Genomic DNA, 23103 nt, shown 5'->3' with positions numbered 1-23103 from the left:
TCACCTTCTCGGGCAGCGCCTGCACCATCGCCGCGAACACGGCTTCCGCGATGCGCTGCGAGACCTCCGCCGCGCAGCCCGAGACCGGCCGCGGATATTTGGCGTCGAGGAACGTGCCCTCCGGCCGCTTGACGTTGAGCGGCTCGAAGGCGCCGGCGCTGATCGGCACCTCCGGGAAAATATGGCGCATGGCGAGATAGACCGACGACAAGGTTGTCGCCAGCACGCTGTTCATCGGTCCGGCGCAGGGTGCTGATGAGCCGGCAAAGTCGAAGGTCAGCGTATCGCCCGTCTTCTCGACGGCGAGATTGATGGTCAGCGGCTCGTTCACCACGCCGTCGGAATCGACGAAGGCCTGCGAGCGGTAGACGCCGTCGGGGATCACGGCGATCGAGGCGCGCATCTGCTCGGCGGCGCGGCGGCGCAGCTCCGCGATCGCCTCGACCACGGTTTCGTCGCCGTAACGATCCAGGATTTCATTGAGCCTGTCCTGGCCGATCAGCAGCGCCGCGGCCTGCGCCCGGATGTCGCCGATACGCTGGTCGGCGACGCGGATGTTCGAGCAGATGATGGCGTAGATCTCGGGATCGAGCACGCCCTTCTTGAACAGTTTCACCGGCGGCAGCCGCAGCCCCTCCTGCTCGACCGCCGTGGCCGAGGCGGAAAAACCGCCCGGCACCGAGCCGCCGATGTCCGGCCAGTGGCCGGTGTTGGAAAGCCAGCAGAAGATTTTTCCACCCCGATAGACCGGCATGACGAAGCGCACATCCATCAGATGCGTGCCGCCGAGATAGGGGTCGTTGACGATATAGATGTCGCCCGGTTCCGGCGCCAGGCAGCTTCCGTCGGCGATCATCTCGATCACCGTCCTGGTCGAGTATTGCATCACGCCGACGAACACCGGCAGGCCTTGGCTGCCTTGCGCGATCAGCGAGCCGTCGACGGCCGAATAGATGCCGTCCGAGCGGTCATTGGCCTCGGCGATGACCGGCGAGAAGGCGGCGCGCGAGAAGGTCAGGTCCATCTCGTCGCAGACCTGCTGCAGCGCCGCCTGCAGCACCGAAAGCGTGATCGTGTCGAGCGTGCTCATCTCAGGCCTCGCCGATGTCGATGATGATATTGCCGTCCGCGTCTGAGTGGGCCCGGTCGCCGGGTTCGAGCACGGTAGTGGCGTCCATCTGCTCTAGGATAGCCGGTCCCTCGATCACGGCATCGAGCGGCAGCTTTTCGCGGGCATAGACCGGCGTGTCGTGCCAGGTGCCATGATACCAGACCGGCCGGATCTCGCGCCGCGCTTCGTCAAGCGTCGCGGCGCGCCCCGCAGGGTCGATCAGCCGCGACAGGTCGATCTGCGGCCGCACGCCGGTGACCGAGGTGTTGAGGTTGACGAGGTTGGCGCGGATTTCCGGCAGCTCGACCTTGAAACGGGCGAAATAGGCTTTTTCGAACAGAAGCTGCAGCGTTTCTCGTGAAACCGAAGAGGAGGGCAGCGGCACGTTGATGATGTGTGTCTGGCCGACGAACTGCATGTCGGCGGAGTGCGTCACGCGGATCGCGTCCGGCTTCACCGCTTCCTTGGCGATCAGCGCCTCGCCTTCGTTACGGTGCCGTTCCAATACCTCGCGAAGCGCAGCTTCATCGAGCAGCTTCACCGGCTGATTGATCGTGTTGACGAAGTCGTGCCGCAAATCCGCGACGACGCAGCCGAGCGCGTTTGTGATGCCGGGGCGCGCGGGCACCAGCACGCGCGGCAGGCCGAGCTCGCGGGCGAGCGCCGTCGCATGCAGCGGCCCGGCGCCCCCAAAGGCGAACAGCGCGAAATCGCGTGGATCATGGCCGCGCGACACCGAGACCATGCGTATGGCGCCGGCCATCTTCATGTTGCCGAGTCTCAGAACGGCGCCCGCCGCCTCGACGCCAGAGAGCCCGGTGCGCTTGCCGATCTTGTCCTCGAAAATGCCGGTGACGCGCTCGACGGTGACCGGATTGTCGACCGCCAGCAACTTCTTCGGCGCCAGGCGTCCCAGCACCAGATTGGCGTCGGTGATGGTTGGCTCGACGCCGCCGCGCCCGTAGCAGATCGGGCCCGGATTGGCGCCGGCGCTTTCCGGGCCGATCTGGATCAGCCCGGCCGCGTCGACACGCGCGATCGAGCCGCCGCCGGCGCCCACCGTGTGCACCGCCACCATCGGCACATGGATCGGCATCGCATATTCGATCTCGATCTCGTTCGACACGGCGGGCTCGGCATTGCGGATCAGCGCCACGTCGGTCGAGGTGCCGCCCATGTCGTAGGTGACGAGATTGCCGAAGCCGGCGCGTTTTCCAGTATAGGCGGCGGCGATGACGCCCGAGGCCGGGCCGGACATCACCGTCTTGGCCGATTCCAGCGTGACGAAACGCGCCGAGATCATGCCGCCATTGCCGTTCATGATCAGGAAGTCCCGGGCGTAGCCCTTCGCGCCAAGCTCCTTGCGCAGCCGTTCGACATAGCGCTCCAGGATCGGCTGCACCGACGCGTTGACGGCGGCCGTCACGCCACGCTCGAACTCGCGCGCTTCCGAAAGCAGCACATGTCCAGTGGTGATGTGGCCGTTCGGCCAAAGCTCCGCCGCGATCTCGGCGGCGCGCCGCTCATGCGACGGATTGGCGTAAGAGTGCAGGAAGTGGATGACGAGCGACTCGCAGCCGGCGTCGAGCAGCTTCTTCACCGCTTCGCGCATCTCGGCTTCGTCGAGTTGAATGCGCACCGCGCCCGAAGCCTCGATCCGCTCCGAGACTTCGAGCCGAAGGTCGCGGGGAATGACGGGGACAAAAGTGCCGGTCATGCCATAGGCCTGCGGCCTGGTGCGGCGGCCAAGCTCGATCACGTCGCGAAAGCCGCGCGTGGTGATCATGCCGGTCCGCGCCAGGCGGCGTTCCAGCACGGCGTTGGTGGTGGTCGTCGTGCCATGCACGATGAGGTCGATGCCGTCGATCGGAAAGCCGGTGGCGCCAAGGGCGGCGACCACGCCGAAGGCCTGGTTTTCGACAGTCGTCGGCGTCTTGGCGATATGGACCTTGCCGCCCGCCTTGCCGTCGATCAAAAGCAGGTCGGTGAAGGTTCCGCCGACGTCGATGCCTGCTACGACGCTTCCCGCGGACGCCGAAAAATTCTCAATCATTGCCGAAACCCGAAATAGCAGGACTACGGATATGCCTTGGTTTGGAAAGGCATTTTACGTCGCCATCTTGACCTCAAGATCATTTGTATACTAATAAGTTTCGGACACAAGAGCTTACCGCTTGGCAATGTGCAGCGGGCACGTCGGAACCTGACCGTTCGGACGCGCAGGAGAAAGTTTGGCGCCCAGTGCGTTTGTCTGGGCCGGAAAGTTGGGTTTGATGAACACGACATCCGCGTTGAACACCGCCGGCGCAAGGCCGCTGCAGTTCCCGATCCCGGCCAATGTCTACGCCGAGACCGTGGTGTCGGTGAAGCATTACACCGACCGGCTGTTCTCCTTCCGCATCACCCGCCCGCAGTCGCTGCGTTTCCGCTCCGGCGAGTTCGTCATGATCGGCCTGCCCAATGCCGAGAAGCCGATCTTCCGCGCCTACTCGGTCGCCAGCCCCGCCTGGGACGACGAGCTGGAATTCTTCTCCATCAAGGTCCCGGACGGCCCGCTTACCTCCGAGCTGCAGAAGATCCAGGTCGGCGACACCGTCATCATGCGCCAGAAGGCGACCGGCACGCTGGTGCTCGACGCGCTGACGCCCGCCAAGCGGGTGTTCATGATCTCGACCGGCACCGGCATCGCGCCTTTCGCCAGCCTGCTGCGCGATCCCGACACCTATGAGAAGTTCGACCAGGTGATCCTTACCCACACCTGCCGCGACATTGCCGAGCTCACTTACGGCCAGGAACTGGTGGCGGCGCTCGAAAGCGATCCTCTGATCGGCGAGCTGACCGCCGGCCGCGTCACGCTCTACAATTCGACGACGCGCGAGGAATCGGCGCGCATGGGCCGCATCACCGCGCTGATCGGCTCCGGAAAATTCTATTCCGATCTCGGCATCGACAAGCTCAATCCCGAGACCGATCGCATCATGATCTGCGGCTCGATGCACATGCTGAAGGACGTCAAGGAACTCGCCGAGAGCCTCGACTTCCAGGAGGGCTCCTTGAGCCATCCGGCCAGCTTCGTCGTCGAGCGCGCCTTCGTCGGCTGAGGCGCCTCAATTTGACCATACGGTCAAAAATCTACTGCCTCGGCGGCCTTTTTCCGCTATGAGCCTTTGAAAGACTCGTGAAGCATCGCTTCACGGGCTATCCTTCGGCGTAAGCAGCTGAATGAAAGGGCAGGAGATGAGCACGATCCGCGAAGCAGGCGCTGGCGCGTCCAAGGTGATGCCGCTGCCGGCGCGTGCCGCCGCCAACACGCCGCTGCCGCTGGAACATGGCATTGCCCGCAATCCCGGCATGAAGCTCGATCTCGGCTTCCTGGAATCGGTGCGCAGCGTCAACCGTTCGGCGCTGGAGCGCCGTGTCGCGACGCTGACCAAGCGGCGCTCGATCAAGGCCGACAACCAGGCCGCCTGGCTGCTGCGGGCCATCGCCTGCATGGACCTCACCACGCTGAATTCCAATGACACGGACGAGCGCGTGCGCCGGCTCTGCGCCAAGGCGATCAATCCGCTGCGCCGCGACATCGTCGAGGGTCTCGGCATCTCGGGCGAAACCATCCGTCCGGCGGCGGTCTGCGTCTATCATCCCTTTGTCGCCACCGCGGTCGACGCGCTGCGCGGCACCGGCATCCATGTCGCCGCCGTCTCCACCGCCTTCCCGCACGGCCTTGCGCCGCTGTCGACCCGCCTGCAGGAGATCGAGGCTTCGGTGAAGGACGGCGCCGACGAGATCGACGTCGTCATTCCGCGCGGCCTGGTCTACGGCGCCAAATGGCGCGAGCTGTTCAACGAGATCGTCGCCATGCGCGCGGCCTGCGGCGATGCGCATCTGAAAGTCATCCTCGGCACCGGCGATCTCGCCACTTTGCGCAATGTCATGCTTGCCTCCATGGTCGCGATGATGGCGGGCGCCGATTTCATCAAGACCTCGACCGGCAAGGAGAGCGTCAACGCCACGCTACCCGTCGGTCTCACCATGGTGCGCGCCATCCGCGCTTATTTCGAGGAGACCGGTTATCTCATCGGCTTCAAGCCGGCCGGCGGCATTTCCACCGCCAAGGTCGCGCTCGACTGGCTTGTGCTGATGAAGGAGGAGCTCGGCCGGCCGTGGCTTGAGCCGGACCTGTTCCGCTTCGGCGCGTCGAGCCTGCTCACCGACATCGAACGCCAGCTCGAGCATCATTTGACCGGCCATTACTCGGCCAACCATCGCCACGCGATGGCGTAGGCTCCCACCCTCCCCCCTTGGGGAGGGTCGCCGCGCAGCGGCGGGGTGGGGCTCGTAAAACCAAAATAGCCTATCCAATGAACCGAACCATTAACCGTTTACCCCCACCCCGATCGGCTTTGCCGATCGACCCTCCCCACAAGGGGGAGGGTAAAGGAGGCGCCCCATGAACATCCTCGAACGCTATCACGCCATGGACTACGGCCCCGCGCCGGAAGCCCGCAACGAGGCCGATGCCTGGCTCGCCGGACGCGATTTCTCCAAGGCGCTGTTCATCGACGGCGCCTGGAAAGCGGCGGCCGGCGGCAAGATTTTCGAGACCAGCGAGCCGTCCTCCGGCAAGCTGCTTGCGAAGGTCTCGGATGCCGGCGCGGCCGACATCGATGCCGCGGTTACCGCCGCCGCCAAGGCGCTGCCAAAATGGTCGGCTTCCTCCGGCTACGCCCGCGCAAAAGTCCTCTACGCCATCGGCCGCGCCATGCAGCGTCACCAGCGCCTGTTCGCCGTTCTGGAATCGATCGACAACGGCAAGCCGATCCGCGAGAGCCGCGACATCGACGTGCCGCTGGCGATCCGCCATTTCATCCATCATGCCGGCTGGGCGCAGACGCTCGAGAAGGATTTTCTTGACCACAAACCGGTCGGCGTCGTCGGCCAGGTCATCCCGTGGAATTTCCCGCTGCTGATGCTGGCCTGGAAGATCGCGCCGGCTCTGGCCGCCGGATGCACGGTGGTGTTGAAGCCCGCCGAATTCACGCCGCTCACCGCTATCCTGTTCGCAGAGATCTGCGAGCGTGCCGGCGTGCCGAAGGGCGTCGTAAACATCGTCCAGGGCGGGCCTGAGGCGGGCGCCGCCATCGTCAATCATCCGGGCGTCCAGAAGATCGCCTTCACCGGCTCCTCCGAAGTCGGCAAGATCATTCGCAAGGCGACGGCCGGGTCCGGCAAAAAACTGTCGCTGGAGCTCGGCGGCAAGTCGGCCTTCATCGTCTTCGAGGATGCCGATCTCGACAGCGCCGTCGAAGGCCTCGTCGATGGCATCTGGTTCAACCAGGGCCAGGTCTGCTGCGCGGGCTCGCGCCTCCTTGTGCAGGAGGGCATCACCGAGGCCTTCATCGCCAAGGTCAAGGGCAGGATGAGCCGGCTGCGCGTCGGCAGCCCGCTCGACAAGAACACCGATATCGGCCCACTGGTCGACCGCACCCAGCTCGACCGGGTCAAGGGACTGATCGCCGAGGGCGCGAAACAGGGCGCCGTCTGCTGGCAGCCGGACGCCGCACTGCCGTCCTCCGGCTATTATCACCTGCCGACGCTGGCGACTTCTGTTTCGCCGGCTAACATTCTCGCGCAGGAAGAGGTGTTCGGCCCGGTGCTGGCGACCATGACCTTCCGCAACACCGAGGAAGCGATCGAGCTTGCCAACAACACGCGCTACGGCCTTGCCGCTTCCGTGTGGAGCGAGAACGTTAATCTGGCCCTGCATGTCGCGCCGCAGTTGAAGGCCGGCGTCGTCTGGGTCAACGGCACCAACATGTTCGACGCCGCCTGCGGCTTCGGCGGCTATCGCGAAAGCGGCTTCGGCCGTGAAGGCGGCCGCGAAGGCATGTTCGAATATCTGGCGGCAAAGCTTCCCATTGGCCCTGCCATCAAGCCGTCGGCCCCCAGTTCTGCCCAGCCGATCGAACAGGCCGACGGCACGGCGATCGACCGCACGGCAAAGCTTTTCATCGGCGGCAAGCAGGTGCGGCCGGACGGCAACTATTCTCTGGCCGTCGCCACCGCCAAGGGCAAGCTTGCCGGCGAAGTCGGTCTCGGCAACCGCAAGGATATCCGCGATGCCGTGGCCGCAGCCCGCGCCTGCAAGGCCTGGCCGGATGCGACCGCTTACAACCGCAGCCAGGTTCTCTATTATTTCGCCGAGAACTTGTCCGGCCGCGCCGACGAGTTCGCCGCGCGCCTTGTTCAGCTGACGGGCGTTACGGCCAAGGCTGCGCGCGAGGAGGTCGAGCAGTCGATCGAGCGGCTGTTCCTTTATGCCGGCCTCGCCGACAAGTTCGAGGGCCGCGTCCATCAGCCGCCGGCCCGTGTCGTGACGCTTGCGTTGCATGAGCCGGTCGGCGTTGTCGGCATCGTTGCGCCGGACAACCAGCCGCTGCTCAACTTCCTCTCGCTGGTCGCCCCGGCGCTCGCCATGGGCAACACGGTGGTCTCGGTTCCGTCGGAGCGGCATCCGCTTTTGGCCACCGACCTCTACCAGGTGATCGAATATTCCGACTTGCCTGCCGGCGCGATCAACATCGTCACCGGCCGCAGCGCCGAGCTTGCCGGCGTGCTGGCCAAGCATGACGATGTCGACGGACTCTGGCTGTTCGCCGATGCCGACACCTGCGCCAAGGCGGAGGCCGATTCCATCGGCAATCTCAAGCGCGTCTGGACCGGCAATGGCCGCACGCTCGATTGGACGTCGAGCGAGGCGGCCGGCGAGCCCTTCCTGCGCCGCGCCATTGAGGTCAAGAACGTCTGGGTGCCCTACGGCGACTGAGGTGTTCCGCCGAGGCACCGCGCGACGGAACCATTTCAGCCGCTGTCGCGAAGGTGATCGCCTTCGGGCTTGACGCTCGGGCGCGTGTTCTTTAACGAGAAAAAACATCTTTATCTGTGAAATGGAAATCTGACCGCACGATGCCGGCTGTCTGGCACACGACCCGGGCCGGCCATCGATAGAGGCGAAACGCTCCAGGCAGGCGAGGAAAAAAATGGCGGATCTGACAGGTAAGGTGGTTGTCATAACCGCGGCGGCGCAAGGCATCGGTCGGGCGAGCGCGCTGGCTTTCGCCAAGGCAGGCGCGAGCGTTCACGCCACCGATATCAACGAGCCGTTGCTGGCGGAGTTGGGCAAAACCCCCGGCATTACGACGCGAAAACTCGATGTGCTGAACGACGCGGCCGTCGCTTCCGCCTTCGCCGAGATCGGCCGCGTCGATGTGCTGTTCAACTGCGCTGGCTTCGTCCATGGCGGTTCGATTCTGGAGATGAAGGACGAGGATCTCGACTTCGCGCTCAACCTCAATGTCCGTTCGATGATCCGCACCATCCGGGCCGTGCTGCCAGGAATGCTGGAGCGCGGCGACGGCTCGATCATTAACATGGCCTCGCTGGCGAGCTCGCAGAAGGGCGTGCCGAACCGCTTCGTCTACGGGCTGACCAAGGCGGCCGTGGTCGGCCTGACCAAGGCGGTCGCCGCCGACTATGTCGCCAGGGGTATCCGCTGCAACGCCATCTGCCCGGGCACGGTCGAAAGCCCGTCGTTGCAGGACCGCATGCATGCACAGGGCGACTATGAGGCGGCGCGAGCGGCCTTCATCGCCCGCCAGCCCATGGGCAGGCTGGGCACGCCTGAGGAGATCGCCGATCTCGCCGTCTACCTTGCCGGCGCCACCTACACGTCGGGGCAGGCCTACAACATCGATGGCGGCTGGTCGATCTGACGAAAGGCTCCGAAGCCGGCGGGTTGGTCGGATCGAAACGTCTGAAAATCTCGACGATTTGGTCGGCATCGCAGCGGGCTCGCTTGCCGCCGGTATGGTCGGCGACTAGGGTCCGCTGGCTTTGACGGGAATTTGTGAAAACGGCCGCTGGCCGCAAGGTGGAGAAAGTTGAGATGAAGTTGTTGCGCTATGGCGAAGCTGGCAGTGAAAAGCCCGGCCTGCTTGATGCGGATGGGAATATCCGCGACCTTTCCGCTCATGTCGCCGATATTGCCGGCACGACGCTTCATCCGGCCTCGCTGGAGATGCTCTCCAAGCTCGATCCCAAGACGTTGCCGGTGGTCTCCGGCAAGCCGCGCCTGGGCGCCTGCGTCGCCGGCACGGGCAAGTTTATCTGCATCGGCCTCAACTATTCCGATCACGCCGCCGAGACCGGCGCCACGGTGCCGCCGGAGCCGATCATCTTCATGAAGGCAAGTTCCGCCATCGTCGGCCCGGATGACGACGTGCTGATCCCGCGCGGTTCGGAAAAGACCGATTGGGAAGTCGAGCTCGCCGTGATCATTGGCAAGACGGCGAAATATGTTTCGGAGGACGACGCGCTGGATTATGTCGCCGGCTACGCCGTCGCCCATGATGTGTCGGAGCGCGCCTTCCAGGCCGAGCGCCAGGGCCAGTGGACCAAGGGCAAATCCTGCGACACCTTCGGCCCGACCGGCCCGTGGCTGGTCACCAAGGACGAGGTCGCCGATCCGCAGAACCTGAAGATGTGGCTGACCGTCAACGGCAAGACCATGCAGAACGGCTCGACCAAGACCATGGTCTATGGCGTGAAGTATTTGGTGTCATACCTCAGCCAGTTCATGTCGCTGCATCCCGGCGACATCATCTCCACCGGCACCCCGCCCGGCGTCGGGCTGGGCATGAAGCCGCCGGTGTTCCTGAAGGCCGGCGACGTGGTGGAACTCGGCATCGAAGGGCTCGGCCAGCAGAAGCAGACCTTCAAGGCGGACGAGTAAGCCGGCGCTTACCTCAACACCTTCCCATCCGCGCCAAACCGATACGTCTTCGCCGCGTCCGGCGTCGCATAAAGCGTCGCGCCGGGCTCGGCATTGTACACGCCAAAAATGCGCACCGTGATCAGCCCCGCCTTCTGACAGTCGAGATAGAGGTTGGTGTCGGCACCGAGATGCTCGGCATGCACCACCGTGCCCTTCCAGGCGCCGGAATTCGCATCGACTGTCAGATGCTCCGGCCGCACCCCGATGGTCTTCGCCGTTTCGCCCAGCTTGGCGCCGTCGATGAAATTCATCTTCGGCGAGCCGATGAAGCCGGCGACGAATTCGTTGGCCGGCGAATTGTAGAGCTCCATCGGGCTGCCGATCTGCTCGATGCGGCCGGCATTGAGGACGACGATCTTGTCGGCCAGCGTCATCGCCTCGACCTGGTCGTGGGTGACATAGATCATGGTCGCCTTCAGCCGCCGGTGCAGCTGCGCGATCTCAAGGCGGGTGTTGACGCGCAGCGCCGCATCGAGGTTCGACAGCGGCTCGTCAAAGAGAAAAAGCTTCGGCTCGCGCACCACGGCGCGGCCGATGGCGACGCGCTGGCGCTGGCCGCCCGACAGTTCCGCCGGGCGGCGTTCGAGATAGGGCTCGAGCGACAGCATGGCGGAAGCGATCTTGATGCGCCGCTCGATCTCGGCGGCCGGCGTGCCGGCCTGCTTGAGGCCCAGCGCCATGTTGTTCTTCACCGTCAGATGCGGGTAGAGCGCGTAGGTCTGGAACACCATGGCGATGCCGCGTTTGGCCGGCGGCGTGACGGAAACGTCCGCGCCGTCGATCAGCACGCGGCCGGAGGTCGAGTCCTCCAGGCCCGCGATGACGCGTAGCAGCGTCGACTTTCCGCAGCCGGACGGGCCGACGAAGACGACGAACTCGCCGTCCGTCACCTCGAGGTCGATGCCCTTCAGCACCTCGACCGGCCCGAAAGCCTTCTTCACATTCTCGATCTTCAGCGAGCCCACGGCTTCGTTCCTGTTCTAGAGTTTGACGGCGTTACCGCTGCGCACGCTCTCGTCGGCGGCGAGGCAGACGGCGAGCGACTTCACGGCATCGTCCATGTGGCGGGTGAGATCGATATTTTCGCGGATGGCCTTGAGCAGGAAGGCCTGCTCCAGGTCGCAGAGCTCCTGGTGGCCCGGCTCGCCCTCCATCGACAGCAGCTGGTCTTCCTTGGCGAAGCTGCCGTCGGGTCCGGTCGCCGCACTATGCAGCCGGATGGTCGAGGTCTTGGTGTGGGTGTCGATGTCGTCGGACTTCACGCCCTCCTTCATGACGATCGACACGCAGCCCCTGGGCGACATCACGTCCTTCACGAAGAAGGCTGTCTCGGAGATCATCGGCCCCCAGCCGGCTTCATACCAGCCGACAGAACCGTCCTCGAACAGCACCTGCAGGTGGCCGTAATTGTACATCGACGGCGCCACCTCGTCGCTGAGCCGCACGCCCATGCCGCGCACCTCGATCGGCCTCGCGTCGGTGATCTGCAGCATGACGTCGAGATAATGCACGCCGCAGTCGACGATCGGCGAGGTCGTCCGCATCAGATGCTTGTGCGTCTCCCAGGTGTGGCCGGAGGATTGCTGGTTGAGGTTCATGCGGAAGACATATGGACCGCCGAGCTTGCGCGCCTCGGCGATCAGCCGGATCCAGGACGGATGGTGGCGCAATATATAGCCGATCACCAGTTTCCTGCCGTTGGCCTTGGCCGCATCGACGACGCGTTGCGCGTCGGCAACGGTCGTCGCCAGCGGCTTCTCGACGAAGACATGGCAACCGGCCTCGAAGGCCCGCACCGCATAGTCGGCATGGCTATCGGAATAGGTGGCGATCGCGGCCACGTCCGGCTTCTCGTCGCGCAACACTTCCTCGAACGAGCGGCGGATGCCGTACTGTCCAAGCCCGTCCGGCAGCGGCACGTCGGAGCGGTTGATCAGCGCGGCGATGTCGAAGCCCGGATTGGTGTGATAGGCCAGCGCATGGCTGCGGCCCATATTGCCAAGGCCGGCGACGACGACACGAAGGGGTTTATCGCTCACGGACTGCTCCACTTTCTTTTGAGAGGGTGTCACCCCGGGCGGGGTGAAGCGCAGCCCTGTGGAGAGTTGGCTGTTACGGCTCACTTGACGGCTCCCGATGTGATGCCGCGGATCAGCTGCCGCGAGAAGATGACATAGAGGATCAGCACCGGCAGGATCGCCAGCGACAGTGCGGCCAGGATCGCGTTCCAGTTGGTGACGAACTGGCCGAGGAAGAGCTGCGCGCCGAGCGTCACCGTCTTGGTCTCTTCCGACGGCGCCAGGATCAGCGGGAACCACAGATCGTTCCAGATCGGGATCATGGTGAAGACGGCGACCGTTGCCATCGCCGGCCGCACCAGCGGCAGGACAAGGCGGAAGAAGATCGTATATTCCGACAGCCCGTCGATACGTCCGGCGTTCTTCAGGTCGTTTGCCACCTGCTTCATGAATTCCGACAGGATGAAGATCGCCAGCGGCAGGCCCTGCGCGGTATAGACCAGGATCAGCGCCGTCAGCGTGTTCACCAGCCCGCTCGCCACCATCAGTTGCAGGATGGCGACGGTGCCGAGCCGGATCGGGATCATGATGCCGAGCGCCAGGTAAAGCCCCATCAGCGTGTTGCCGCGGAAGCGGTATTCCGACAGCGCGAAGGCGGCCATCGCGCCGAACAGAAGCACCAAGAACAGCGAGGCGACAGTGACGACGAGGCTGTTCTGGAAATAGTGGAAGAAATCGCCCTGGCCGAACACGGTGGTGTAGCCGATCAGGTCGAAGGTCTTCGGTGTCGGCGGCGTCAGCGGCGCACCGAAGATGCCCGCGCGCGATTTGAACGAATTCATCACCACCAGGATCACCGGGAACAGCGCGATCACCGTGTAGGTGATAAGGATCGCGTGCGCGCCGATGGTACGGGGAAGCGAATGGGTAGCTGTGCTCATGGCGCGCCTCAGAACTGGTAGCGACGCAGGCGCGTCTGCACGAGGAACAGGTAGACGCAGACGCCGGCGAGGATGATCAGGAACATGATCGTGGCGATCGCCGCGCCCATATTGGGATCGCCGACCTGCAGCTGGAAGCCGAAGAAGGCGCGGTAAAGGAAGGTGCCGAGGATGTCGGTCGAATAGTTCGGCCCGGCGAGCGCGCCCTGCGCGGTGTAGATCAGGTCGAAGGCGTTGAAATTGCCGACGAAGGTCAGGATCGAGATGATGCCGATCGAGGGCAGGATCAGCGGCAGCTTGATCTTCCAGAACTGCGCCATGCCGGTGACGCCGTCGCATTCGGCCGCCTCGATCACCTCGTCGGGAATCGACAGCAGCGCCGCATAGATCAGCATCATCGGGATGCCGACGAACTGCCACACCGACACCAGGCTGAGCGCGGTCAGCGCGTATTGCTCCTTGCCGAGCCAGGGCGTGAAGAAGCTCTTCAAGCCGACAAAATCCATCAGATGCGGTGCCACGCCCCAGATCGGCGACAGGATCAGCTTCCAGGCGAAGCCGACGATGACGAAGGACAGGATCGTCGGCACGAAGATCGCCGTGCGATAGAAGGCGGTGAAGCGCAGCCGGGGGCTGGAAAGCAGCGCTGCCAGCAGGATGCCGATCGGGTTCTGCACCAGCATGTGGATGATGAAGAACCAGACATTGTTCCTGAGCGCATTCCAGAAATTCACCGACCAGTTCGGATCGCCGAACAGCGTGCGGAAATTGTCGAGGCCGACAAACACCTGGGACTGCTCGATGTTGCGGAACAGCGAGAGCTGCAGCGTGCCGAACAGCGGCAGGATCATGAAGGCGGTGTAGACCAGCACCGCCGGCGCCAGGAAGACGCCGACATGCCAGCGTATGGGTCTTTTCGCTCGCGTTTCTGCAGCCATGGTCTCGGTGTCCATGAGTTCGGTTCCCCGCCGTCTCTGGGTTCCAGTTCGGTGATGCTAGCTGATGCCTCGATGCACGGCCTGGCTGTCCCCTCTGGGGGTAAGACAAGGCCAGCGACAGATCGGCTCCGTTTTCCCCGCGAGATCGAGGGTAAGACCGGGAGGCTGCGCCGACAATCGCTATCTAACAGCTGTTCGAATGCCGGCCGGGCATGTTCCCGGCCGGCCCGTTGCCTGAGACTTTACTTCGCCGGCTTGTACCAGCTGTCGAGGCCGTCCTGCAGCTTCTTGGCCGCGGCCTCCGGCGTATCGGTGCCGTTGATCACATTGGCCGATTCAACCCAGGTCTCGTTCTCGAGGTTCGGCGTGCCGCGCGACAGGATCTGGTAGGTCGAGCGGATCGTCGACTTGCACTTGCCGCGCCAGGAGACGAATTCCTGCGCCAGCGGGTCTTCCATCTTCACCGGCGTCGAGTTCAGGCTGAAGAAGCCCGGCAGCGCGTTGGCATAGATGGTGGCGAAGTCCGGCGAAGCGACCCAGGACAGGAACTTCTTGGCCTCTTCCGGATGCTTCGAAGCCGCGTTCAGGCCCATGCCGATATCGGTATGGTCGGAGATGTAGCAGGTATCGCCGGCCTTCTGCACCGGCGGCGGGAAGGCGCCCATCTTGAACTGCGCCTGCGTGTTGAACAGGCCGATCTCCCACGAGCCGGCCGGGTAGATGGCGGCGCGGCCGAGCGTGAACAGGTTCTGGCTGTCCGGGTAGGTCTGGGCCTCGAAGCCGTCGCCCAGATAGGGCTTCCACTTGGCCAGTTCCTTGTAGGGCTCGACCCAGTCGGCATCGGTCAGCTTCTGCTCGCCCTTGATCAGGGCCGCGCGGCCTTCCTCGCCCTTCCAGTAGTTCGGGCCGATATTCTGGTAGCCCATGGTCGCGGCTTCCCAGAGATCCTTGGTGCCCATCGCCATCGGGATGTAGGTGCCGTCGGCCTTGATCTTGTCGAGCACGGCGTAGAACTCTTCGTTGGTGGTCGGCACCTTGAGGCCGAGCTTGTCGAAGGCGTCCTTGTTGTAGATGAAGCCGTGGATGACCGAGGCCATCGGCACGCAGAAGCTCGACTTGCCGTCATCGGTCTGCCAGGCGGCCTTGGCGACGGGCGAGAAGTTCTCCATGCCGGGCAGCGAGGAGATGTCGGCAAGGTTGCCCTTCTTGAACAGCTCGAGCGACTTGTCGAAGGGGCGGCAGGTGATCAGGTCGCCGGCCGAGCCGGCAGCGAGCTTGGCGCCGAGGGCGGCGTCATACTCGGTCGGAGCCGAAGGCGCGAACACCACCTTGATGCCGGGGTTCTTGGCTTCGAAGGCCGGGATCAGCTTGTCCTTCCAGATGGTCAGGTCGTCGCCGCGCCAGCTTTCGATGTTGAGCGTCACGTCCTCGGCCAGAGCCATCCCGGTGGTGCCGAGGATGCCCGTGCCGAGGATGCTTGTGCCGAGCAGAAGGGCCGTCAGTAGTTTGGTCTTCATCTTCAGTCTCCCTGTTGACCTTTTTCAGGTTCGGTTTTGATGAGAACAGGGGCTCAGCGCCCCTTGCTCCCCTCGATCTCGGAAAGCGCCGGCCGAAGTTTTTGGCCGGTTCCTTCCAGTATCTTCTCAGCCGCATCGGCGTTTGCCGCGCCCGCGGCGAGCAGAATGGCGGTCTTGACCACGCCCCCGCTCTTCTCGAGCAAGCGGGCGGCGTCGTCGCGGCTCTTGCCGCTGATGGCCGCGACCATGCGCACGGCGCGGTCGCGCAGCTTGATGTTGTCGGCGGTGAGATTGACCATGTAGCCGTCATGGACATGGCCGAGATGGATGGCGGCAAGCGTCGACAGCATGTTGAGCGCGATCTTCTGCGCGGTGCCCGCGCCCATGCGCGTCGAGCCGGCGATCAGCTCCGGTGGCGTTTCGAGCAGGATGGCGACATCGGCCTGCTTGAACAGCGCGGCGCCCCGGTTGTTGGCGATGGCGATGGTCGCCGCGCCGCGGCTGCGTGCGTCCTGCAGCGCCTGGACCGCATAGGGGGTCGAGCCGCTTGCGGAGATGGCGATCAGGCAGTCGCCCTTGCCGATAGCGGCCGCGGCAACAGCCGACGAAGCTTCCTCGGTGTCGTCCTCGGGGCCGCCTGCCAGCGTACGGAAGGCATTGTCGCCGCCGGCGATCAGGATGGCGATGCGGTCGCGGGCGATGCCGAAGGTGCCAGGCAATTCCAGCGCGTCGGCCACCGCCATCAGGCCGGAACTGCCGGCCGCCGCATAGGCAAGTTTCCCGCCACTCTTCAACTGCTTCGCGATGAGTTCGGCGGCGGCGGCGATCGCCGGAACGGCGCCGTGCACGGCCTTGGCGGCCTCGATCTGGGCGTTGGCCAGGAACGCCAGAATGGCTTCCGGGGCCTGGACATCCAGCCCCTCGGCATTCTGGTGAAGCGCTTCCGTGCGCGTCTCGGCCATCCATTTTCCTCCGACCTGAACGAACAATACCAAAAAAATACCACTTGTCCACACGCATTAACGAATTTCAGGTGGCGGAACTCGCTTGCCGGCAAATTAACGTGATTTTTCAATAAAATACGGCTTAATGTTTTTGAACCGAAATTAACTCTTGGCTATTGGTATTTTATTGGTATTATCCGGCCCCGAGGAGAAATCGCGTGAAATTCGTGCTTGGCATCGATGGCGGCGGCACCAGCTGCAGGGCGGCCCTTGCGACCGTCGACGGCGTTGTCGTCGGCCGCGCCAAGAGCGGCGCCGCCAACATCCGCACCGATCTCACCGGCGCCCGCGCCAACATCATCGAAGCGGCCAGGCAGGCTTTCTTTGCGGCTGGCGCGGATCCGGATTTGATCCCGCAAACACCGGCCATTCTCGGGTTGGCCGGCGCCAATGTCGGCACCTACCGGCAGCAGCTCGAAGCAATCCTGCCGTTCAGCCGGAGCCGTGTCGAAACCGACGCCGAGATCGCGCTCGAGGGCGCGGTCGGCTCCGGTGACGGCGCTATGGCCATCCTGGGCACCGGCACTGCGTATATGGCGCGCAAGGGGGGGAAATCGCGCGCCATCGGCGGCTGGGGTTTCCAGGTCGGCGACCAGGGCAGCGGCGCCCGCATCGGCCGCGACCTGCTGGAACAGACGCTGCTTGCCTATGACGGCATCCGTCCGGGCTCGCCCCTGACCGACGCCATGCTCGCCGTCTTCCGCAACAATCCCGAAGACGTGGTCGAATTCACCACTAACGCCAAGCCCGGCGATTTCGGCGGCTTCGCGCCGAAGGTTTTCGAGCATGCCGAGAAGGGCGATCTTGTCGCCAACTTCATCCTCGCCAAAGCGGTTGCCGATGTCCAGGCTTCGCTCGGCGCGCTCGATCTCGCCGCCGACGCTCCGCTCTGCCTGCTCGGCGGCCTGGCGCCGCTTTACGCGCCGCGCCTTTCGGCGCGTTATCGGGCGCTGCTCAAAGCACCGCTCGACGATGCGCTGGGCGGCGCCGTTCAGATGGCCGCGCGCGTCTTCGCCAATGGTTCGGAGGCCGCCCGATGAGCGCCGCCGACCAGATATTCGCCATGCTGAAACAATCCTCGCAGAGCGGCGCGCCGCTTTATCTGCAACTGCGGAAAAGCATCGAGGAAGCGGTCAATCGCGGCCTGATCGGCCCGGGCGACGCGTTGCCGTCCGAGCGCGACATCGCCAGCAAGGCTGATATCTCGCGCGTCACCGTGCGCAAGGCGGTGCAGGACCTGGTCAAGGGCGGCATCCTCGTCCAGCGCCACGGCTCGGGTACTTTCGTCGCGCCGCGCATGGAGCGCGTCGAGCAGTCGCTGTCGCGGCTCACCTCCTTCACCGAGGATATGGCGCGCCGCGGCATGAGCGTGCGCTCGGTCTGGCTCGACCGCGGCCTCTATGCGCCGTCGCCGGACGAGATGATGGTGCTCGGCCTGTCCTCGACCGAATTGGTGGCCCGCGTCGCGCGCCTGCGCATCGCCGACGACACGCCGCTGGCGATCGAGCGCGCGGCGCTCTCGGCCAGCGTTCTGCCCGATCCCGAAGCGATCGGCTCCTCGCTCTACGCCGCGCTTGGCATGACTGGCAATCGTCCGGTGCGCGCCGTGCAGCGCATCTCGGCCACCAATCTCGGCGATGCCGATGCGCGCCTCCTGGAAGTGCCGCCGAGGGTTGCCGGACTGCAGATCGAGCGCATTTCCTATCTGGCGAGCGGCAAGGTGATCGAGTTCACCCGCTCGGTCTACAGGGGCGACGCCTATGATTTCGTCGCGGAACTCCGGCTGACCGGGCCGGGAGAGGAGATCCGGCCATGAGCGCCACCACCACCCATATGCGGCGCGAGATCGACGAGATCCCGCAAGCCGCCGCCCGCCTTCTCGACGGCTCGGCTTCGGCTTTGGCCGAGGCCGGGCGCGGCCTGCGCGAGCGTGACCCGCAATTTGTCGTCACCGTGGCGCGCGGCTCGTCAGACCATGCCGCGACCTTCATGAAATATGCCGTCGAGCTGACGGCAGGCCTGGCGGTCGCTTCCGTCGGGCCGTCGATCGCTTCCATCTACGGCGCAAAGCTCAGGCTGCGCGGCTCTGCCTGCCTGGCGGTCTCGCAGTCGGGCAAGAGCCCGGACATCGTCGCCATGGCCGAAACGGCAAGGGCCGGCGGCGCGCTCACCGTAGCCATCACCAACACCGCCGACTCGCCGCTCGCGCGGGCTTCCGATTACGCCATCGATATCCTCGCCGGGCCGGAGCGCTCCGTCGCGGCCACCAAGACCTTCGTCAATTCGGCCGTCGCCGGCCTCGCGCTGATGGCGCACGCCACCGACGACCAGGCACTGCTCAAGGCGCTCGCCGGCCTGCCGGCCCATTTCGAGAAGGCGATCGCCTGCGACTGGATGGCGCTCGCCGGCGCCTTGGAGGATCCGCAGTCGCTCTTCATCCTCGGCCGTGGCCCCTCCTTCGCCATCGCCAGCGAGGCGGCACTGAAATTCAAGGAAACCTGCGCCATGCATGCCGAGGCCTACAGCGCGGCGGAAGTCATGCATGGGCCGCTGGCACTGGTCGGACCGGGGTTCCCGGTGCTGGCGCTTGCCGCGCGAGACGCGTCGGAACCCTCGGTCGCCGAGGCGGCTGATGGTCTGACGGCCAAGGGCGCCGCCGCCTTCATCACCTCCGACAAGGCCAAGGCCGCGAGGCTTCTTCCCCATGTCGCTACCGGCCATCCGCTTACCGATCCGCTGCCGCTGATCGTGTCCTTCTACGGCTTCGTCGAAGCCTTCGCGCGTCATCGCGGCCTTGACCCGGACACGCCGCGCAACCTGCGCAAGGTGACGGAAACCGTATGAGCGACCGTTTCGCACTCACCGGCGCCCGCATCTTTGACGGCGCCGACTGGCATGACAACGCCGCCCTTGTCGTCAAGGGCGACTTGGTCGAGGCCATCCTGCCCGCCGGCGCCATTCCGTCCGGCGTTCCGGCGGTCGAGACCGGTGGTGGCCTGCTGGTGCCCGGTTTCGTCGATATCCAGGTCAATGGCGGCGGCGGCGTCATGCTCAACGACCATCCCGACATCGCCTCGATCGAGACGATCTGCCGGGCGCATGCGCCCTTCGGCACCACGGCGCTGCTGGTGACGCTGATCACCGACACGCCGGCGATCACCACCGCGGCGGTCGCTGCGGGCGGCGAGGCGGCCCGGGAAAAGGTGCCGGGCTTCCTCGGCCTGCATCTGGAAGGGCCGCATCTTTCCCTGGCCCGCAAGGGCGCGCATGATCCGGCGCTGATCCGGCCGATGACCGACGCCGACCAGGCCGCGCTCATCGCCGCGCGCCAGGACCTGCCGGTGCTGCTCACCACGATCGCGCCGGAATCGGTCGAACCGGTCCGTGTCACCGCGCTGGCCAAGGCCGGCGTTATCGTGAGCCTCGGCCATAGCGATACAAATTACGCGACGGCCAGCGCCTACGCCGCCGCCGGCGCCACGGTGGTGACGCATCTCTTCAACGCCATGAGCCAGATCGGCAACCGCGAGCCGGGCCTGGCGGGCGCTGCGATCGATACCGGTGGTCTGTATGCCGGCATCATCGCCGACGGCATCCATGTCCATCCGGCGACGATGATCCTCGCGCTGCGCGGCAAGCAGGGGCCGGGCAAGATCGTTCTGGTCACCGACGCCATGGCGACGATCGGCACCGACATGACCTCGTTCACGCTGAACGGCCGCACCATCTACCGCAAGGACGGGAGCCTCAGGCTCGCCGACGGCACGCTGGCCGGCGCCGACCTCGACATGATCTCCGCCATCCGATTCGTTCATCGCGTCATCGGGCTCGATCTCGACGAGGCCTTGCGGATGGCCTCGCTTTATCCGGCTGAGGCAATCGGCCAGGCGCATAGGCTCGGCCGCTTCGCCAACGGGACAGCTGCCGACATTGTTGGGCTGTCGGAGCATCTGGATTTGAGGAACGTCTGGATCGGTGGTGAGAAGGTGTTTACGGCCAACGGACGATTGCAACTTTAAGTAAAACCAAAAGAGTGGATTTGCGTCGACCGATCTGATTTGAAGTTCACGTCCGGCGATGAGAAATCGCTTCGCCGAAGCCAACCTCCAATAAGATCGATCCTATTTTCCTCTTCAGGCGTCAGCCGCGAATATTTCCACAGTTTGTGTCTATGGGCGTCAACCGTCATCGGATCGCAGGCCCACTGCTCCAGAAGTAGGTTCTGAAGATGCCGGCGAGGGGGCCTTATCCATCGACCTTGGGCAATCCAAGCCTTCGCACTCTCAGAAGACAGAGAAGATTTAACCGCGGAGGAGCAACCCCAAGAGATAACGAGTTCCGATAGGCGCCGGCAGACATGCTTGTCAGCCAGCTCACCTAGGCTTGGGGCGATGTAATACTGGGCACGATAGCCACCCGCGCCATTGTGGAACAAATCAACCGCTCTGGCTTCACATTGCAACCGTATCCTGTATCGGATGAGGGAGTGCTTGGCCTGAGTGCCTTGCGAATGACAGTTGAATTCGCCCCTCGCTTTTGAGCGCTGCGCGCCGGATATAATCTGTTCAACGATTTGCTCGAAGGAGTGCGAATACAGTTCTTGGCGACGTAGCGGCCCTATTCTGTTCGACATTAGCCAGGCTGAAGATGGAACGATCGCAAACATCAGGGCACAATAAACCTCACGACGGTTTGTAGATATCCTTGTACGCCTCCCGCAGCAGGTTCTTCTGCACCTTGCCCATCGTATTGCGCGGCAGTTCGTCGACGAAAATCACCTGCTTCGGATGCTTGTATTTCGCCAGCCGGCCGGCGATGGCGGCAGCTATGTCGGCCGCTTCAATCGCCGATCCCGGCTTGCGCACCACCACGGCCGTGACACCTTCGCCGAAATCGGGATGCGCGACGCCGATCACTGCGCTTTCGCTGACGCCGTCGAGCGCGTCGATCTCGCTCTCGATCTCCTTCGGATAGACATTGTAGCCGCCGGAGATGATCAGGTCCTTGCCGCGCCCGACGATGTGGACATAGCCGTCGGCGTCGATCAGGCCGAGGTCGCCGGTGATGAAGAAGCCGTCGTCGCGGAACTCGGCCTTGGTCTTCTCGGGCATGCGCCAATAGCCGGCAAACACGTTCGGTCCCTTGACCTCGATCATGCCGATCTCGCCCTGTGCGAGCGGCCTGGCCGTCTCGAGATCGGTGACGCGCAATGAAACGCCGGGCAGGGGGAAGCCGACGGTGCCAGCGCGCCGCTCGCCGTCATAGGGGTTCGATGTGTTCATGTTGGTCTCGGTCATGCCGTAGCGCTCGAGGATGGCGTGGCCGGTGCGCTCGCGCCAGGCCTTGTGCGTCTCGGCGAGCAGCGGCGCCGAGCCGGAGATGAACACCCGGATCGTCTTCGCAGCCTCGCGCGTCAGCCCCTCCTGCTGCAGCAGCCGCACATAGAAGGTCGGTACGCCCATCAAGGCCGTCGCGCGCGGCATCAGCGACAGGATGCGCGCGGGATCGAATTTCTGCTCGAACAACATTGTCGCGCCAGCCATCAGGACGACGTTGGTGGCGACGAACAGGCCGTGCGTGTGGAAGATCGGCAGCGCGTGGATCAGCACGTCGTCGGCGCCGAAGCGCCACTGCTCGACCAGCACGCGGGCGTTGGACGCAAGGTTCTCGTGGCTGAGCATCGCGCCCTTTGAGCGGCCGGTCGTGCCGGAGGTGTAGAGGATGGCGGCAAGATCGTCCGGCCCGCGCGCGAGGTCGCTGAACTGCGTCGCCTGCCGCGAAGCCTGGCTGGCCAGCGTTCCCTGTCCGTCGCGGCCGAGCGTGAGCACCGCGGCGCCGATCGACGCGGCAAGCGGCTCGACGCCGGCAAGACGGTCCGGATCGCACGCGATCAGCCTCGGCTCGGCGTCGCGGATGAAATAATCGAGCTCGGGCAGCGTGTAGGCCGTGTTGAGCGGCAGGAAGATCGCACCGGCGCGCAACGAGGCGAGATAGAGCAGCGCCGCCTCCGGGCTCTTCTCGACCTGGACCGCGACGCGGTCGCCCGGCTCGACGCCGGCCTGCGTCAGCGCATGCGCCAGTTGCGCCGACTTCGCCAGCATGTCGCCATAGCTGATCGAACGGCCGTCATCCGTCTCCATCAGCAGCCGGTCGGGAGCCGGCATGCGGGAACGGAACGCGTCGAACAGATGATTGGTCATGCAGGGTTCCTCAGGCGCGGACGCCGAATGGCACATGCGTCGCGCTCGCCTGAGCGAATAGCAGATTTGGCCGCCGGAGCAAAAAGACCGTGGGCGGTTTCCGTCGCTATCTGCGGCGCGCCTTGGCAACGCCAGCCCTCGGATCATAGCCCTGGGCGAAGCGTTCCATGCACATCGCGGCGGTGAGGCGGTAATGGTTGAGAAGCGCCTCGACGGCGCCATCGGCGTCGCCGTCCAGGGTGCGCTCGGCGATGATGCGGTGCTCGCCGAGATCGTCGCGGCCCATGCCCGGCCCATTTTGCGAGATCAGCCGGTAACGCGAGGCCTGGTCGGAAAGCTGTTCGCAGAAGCCGATCAGCCAGTGCGAGCGGCAAGCCGCGATCAGCGCCCGATGAAAGGCGCGATGTAGCTTCTCCCATTCCGGGTCGTTGGTCGAGGGATCCTCCGGCAGGCGACGCTCGGCGCGGGCCAGGCGGTGGCGGGCCAGCACCAGCTGTTCTTCCCATTCGGCCGTGCGGTGCGCAATGGATTCGCGCAGCGC

At 64.7% G+C, this 23103-nt stretch carries 19 protein-coding genes; 9 read left to right on the top strand and 10 right to left on the bottom strand.

Annotated elements, in window-relative coordinates; all coding sequences use genetic code 11:
* Positions 1–1090 (bottom strand): hydantoinase B/oxoprolinase family protein (locus EOA28_RS04595; protein WP_189341921.1); only part of this gene is annotated, 1090 nt, incomplete at its 3' end.
* A 1-nt stretch (position 1091) separates the two neighbouring features.
* On the bottom strand, positions 1092–3164 hold the full coding sequence (locus EOA28_RS04590; RefSeq protein ID WP_128314622.1) for a hydantoinase/oxoprolinase family protein: 2073 nt from the start codon (positions 3162–3164) through the stop codon (positions 1092–1094).
* Positions 3165–3384: 220 nt separating this feature from the next.
* Between EOA28_RS04590 and EOA28_RS04585 the strand changes: the two genes are divergently transcribed.
* The 5 genes from EOA28_RS04585 to EOA28_RS04565 all read left to right on the top strand — a co-directional run bounded on the left by EOA28_RS04585 (position 3385) and on the right by EOA28_RS04565 (position 9902).
* Positions 3385–4212 (top strand): ferredoxin--NADP reductase, encoded by an 828-nt coding sequence (locus EOA28_RS04585; RefSeq protein ID WP_127252028.1) that lies wholly within the window; start codon positions 3385–3387, stop codon positions 4210–4212.
* A gap of 136 nt (positions 4213–4348) precedes the next feature.
* Positions 4349–5395 (top strand): deoxyribose-phosphate aldolase, encoded by a 1047-nt coding sequence (deoC, locus tag EOA28_RS04580; RefSeq protein WP_127252027.1) that lies wholly within the window; start codon positions 4349–4351, stop codon positions 5393–5395.
* Between the two features lie 166 nt (positions 5396–5561).
* Positions 5562–7937 (top strand): aldehyde dehydrogenase family protein, encoded by a 2376-nt coding sequence (locus EOA28_RS04575; protein ID WP_128314621.1) that lies wholly within the window; start codon positions 5562–5564, stop codon positions 7935–7937.
* Positions 7938–8151: 214 nt separating this feature from the next.
* On the top strand, positions 8152–8883 hold the full coding sequence (locus EOA28_RS04570; RefSeq protein ID WP_127252025.1) for an SDR family oxidoreductase: 732 nt from the start codon (positions 8152–8154) through the stop codon (positions 8881–8883).
* Between the two features lie 173 nt (positions 8884–9056).
* On the top strand, positions 9057–9902 hold the full coding sequence (locus EOA28_RS04565) for a fumarylacetoacetate hydrolase family protein (RefSeq protein WP_127252024.1): 846 nt from the start codon (positions 9057–9059) through the stop codon (positions 9900–9902).
* Between the two features lie 8 nt (positions 9903–9910).
* Here EOA28_RS04565 and EOA28_RS04560 read toward each other — a convergent pair whose 3' ends face one another.
* The 6 genes from EOA28_RS04560 to EOA28_RS04535 all read right to left on the bottom strand — a co-directional run bounded on the left by EOA28_RS04560 (position 9911) and on the right by EOA28_RS04535 (position 16320).
* On the bottom strand, positions 9911–10909 hold the full coding sequence (locus EOA28_RS04560) for an ABC transporter ATP-binding protein (protein ID WP_127386229.1): 999 nt from the start codon (positions 10907–10909) through the stop codon (positions 9911–9913).
* 15 nt (positions 10910–10924) lie between these two features.
* Positions 10925–11983: a Gfo/Idh/MocA family oxidoreductase gene (locus EOA28_RS04555; RefSeq protein ID WP_128314620.1), complete on the bottom strand. Its 1059-nt coding sequence runs from the start codon at positions 11981–11983 to the stop codon at positions 10925–10927.
* 80 nt (positions 11984–12063) lie between these two features.
* Positions 12064–12903 carry a carbohydrate ABC transporter permease gene (locus EOA28_RS04550; RefSeq protein ID WP_127253853.1) on the bottom strand — a complete coding sequence of 280 codons (840 nt, stop codon included), beginning with the start codon at positions 12901–12903 and terminating at the stop codon, positions 12064–12066.
* Positions 12904–12911: 8 nt separating this feature from the next.
* Complete coding sequence (locus EOA28_RS04545; protein WP_127386230.1) at positions 12912–13841, bottom strand: sugar ABC transporter permease; 930 nt, start codon at positions 13839–13841, stop codon at positions 12912–12914.
* Between the two features lie 242 nt (positions 13842–14083).
* On the bottom strand, positions 14084–15358 hold the full coding sequence (locus tag EOA28_RS04540; protein WP_126079956.1) for an ABC transporter substrate-binding protein: 1275 nt from the start codon (positions 15356–15358) through the stop codon (positions 14084–14086).
* A 53-nt stretch (positions 15359–15411) separates the two neighbouring features.
* Positions 15412–16320, bottom strand: a complete 909-nt coding sequence (locus tag EOA28_RS04535) for an N-acetylmuramic acid 6-phosphate etherase (protein WP_127252070.1) — start codon at positions 16318–16320, stop codon at positions 15412–15414.
* A 200-nt stretch (positions 16321–16520) separates the two neighbouring features.
* On the opposite strand from EOA28_RS04535, the gene EOA28_RS04530 reads away from it, so the two are divergent.
* The 4 genes from EOA28_RS04530 to nagA are packed head-to-tail and all read left to right on the top strand — an operon-like array spanning position 16521 to position 20381.
* Positions 16521–17402: an N-acetylglucosamine kinase gene (locus tag EOA28_RS04530; protein WP_127252071.1), complete on the top strand. Its 882-nt coding sequence runs from the start codon at positions 16521–16523 to the stop codon at positions 17400–17402.
* Positions 17399–18178 carry a GntR family transcriptional regulator gene (locus EOA28_RS04525; protein WP_127252072.1) on the top strand — a complete coding sequence of 260 codons (780 nt, stop codon included), beginning with the start codon at positions 17399–17401 and terminating at the stop codon, positions 18176–18178. Before EOA28_RS04530 ends, EOA28_RS04525 begins: the two co-directional genes overlap by 4 nt.
* Entirely contained in the window at positions 18175–19206 is a 1032-nt protein-coding gene (locus EOA28_RS04520) for an SIS domain-containing protein (RefSeq protein ID WP_127252073.1), read from the top strand. Before EOA28_RS04525 ends, EOA28_RS04520 begins: the two co-directional genes overlap by 4 nt.
* The gene (nagA, locus tag EOA28_RS04515; protein WP_127252074.1) at positions 19203–20381 is read left to right on the top strand and encodes an N-acetylglucosamine-6-phosphate deacetylase; all 1179 of its coding nucleotides are present in this window, start codon (positions 19203–19205) and stop codon (positions 20379–20381) included. The genes EOA28_RS04520 and nagA overlap by 4 nt, the downstream gene beginning before the upstream one ends.
* Before the next feature lie 663 nt (positions 20382–21044).
* Here nagA and EOA28_RS04510 read toward each other — a convergent pair.
* Positions 21045–22562: a malonyl-CoA synthase gene (locus tag EOA28_RS04510; protein ID WP_127252075.1), complete on the bottom strand. Its 1518-nt coding sequence runs from the start codon at positions 22560–22562 to the stop codon at positions 21045–21047.
* 106 nt (positions 22563–22668) lie between these two features.
* Positions 22669–23103: FCD domain-containing protein (locus EOA28_RS04505; RefSeq protein ID WP_128314619.1), on the bottom strand; the 435-nt coding region annotated here is incomplete at its 5' end.

Source organism: Mesorhizobium sp. M2A.F.Ca.ET.067.02.1.1, from assembly GCF_004023285.1.
GTDB lineage: Bacteria > Pseudomonadota > Alphaproteobacteria > Rhizobiales > Rhizobiaceae > Mesorhizobium.
Note: the sequence above shows the minus strand (reverse complement) of the source record. Positions and strands in the feature narration are given on the sequence as shown.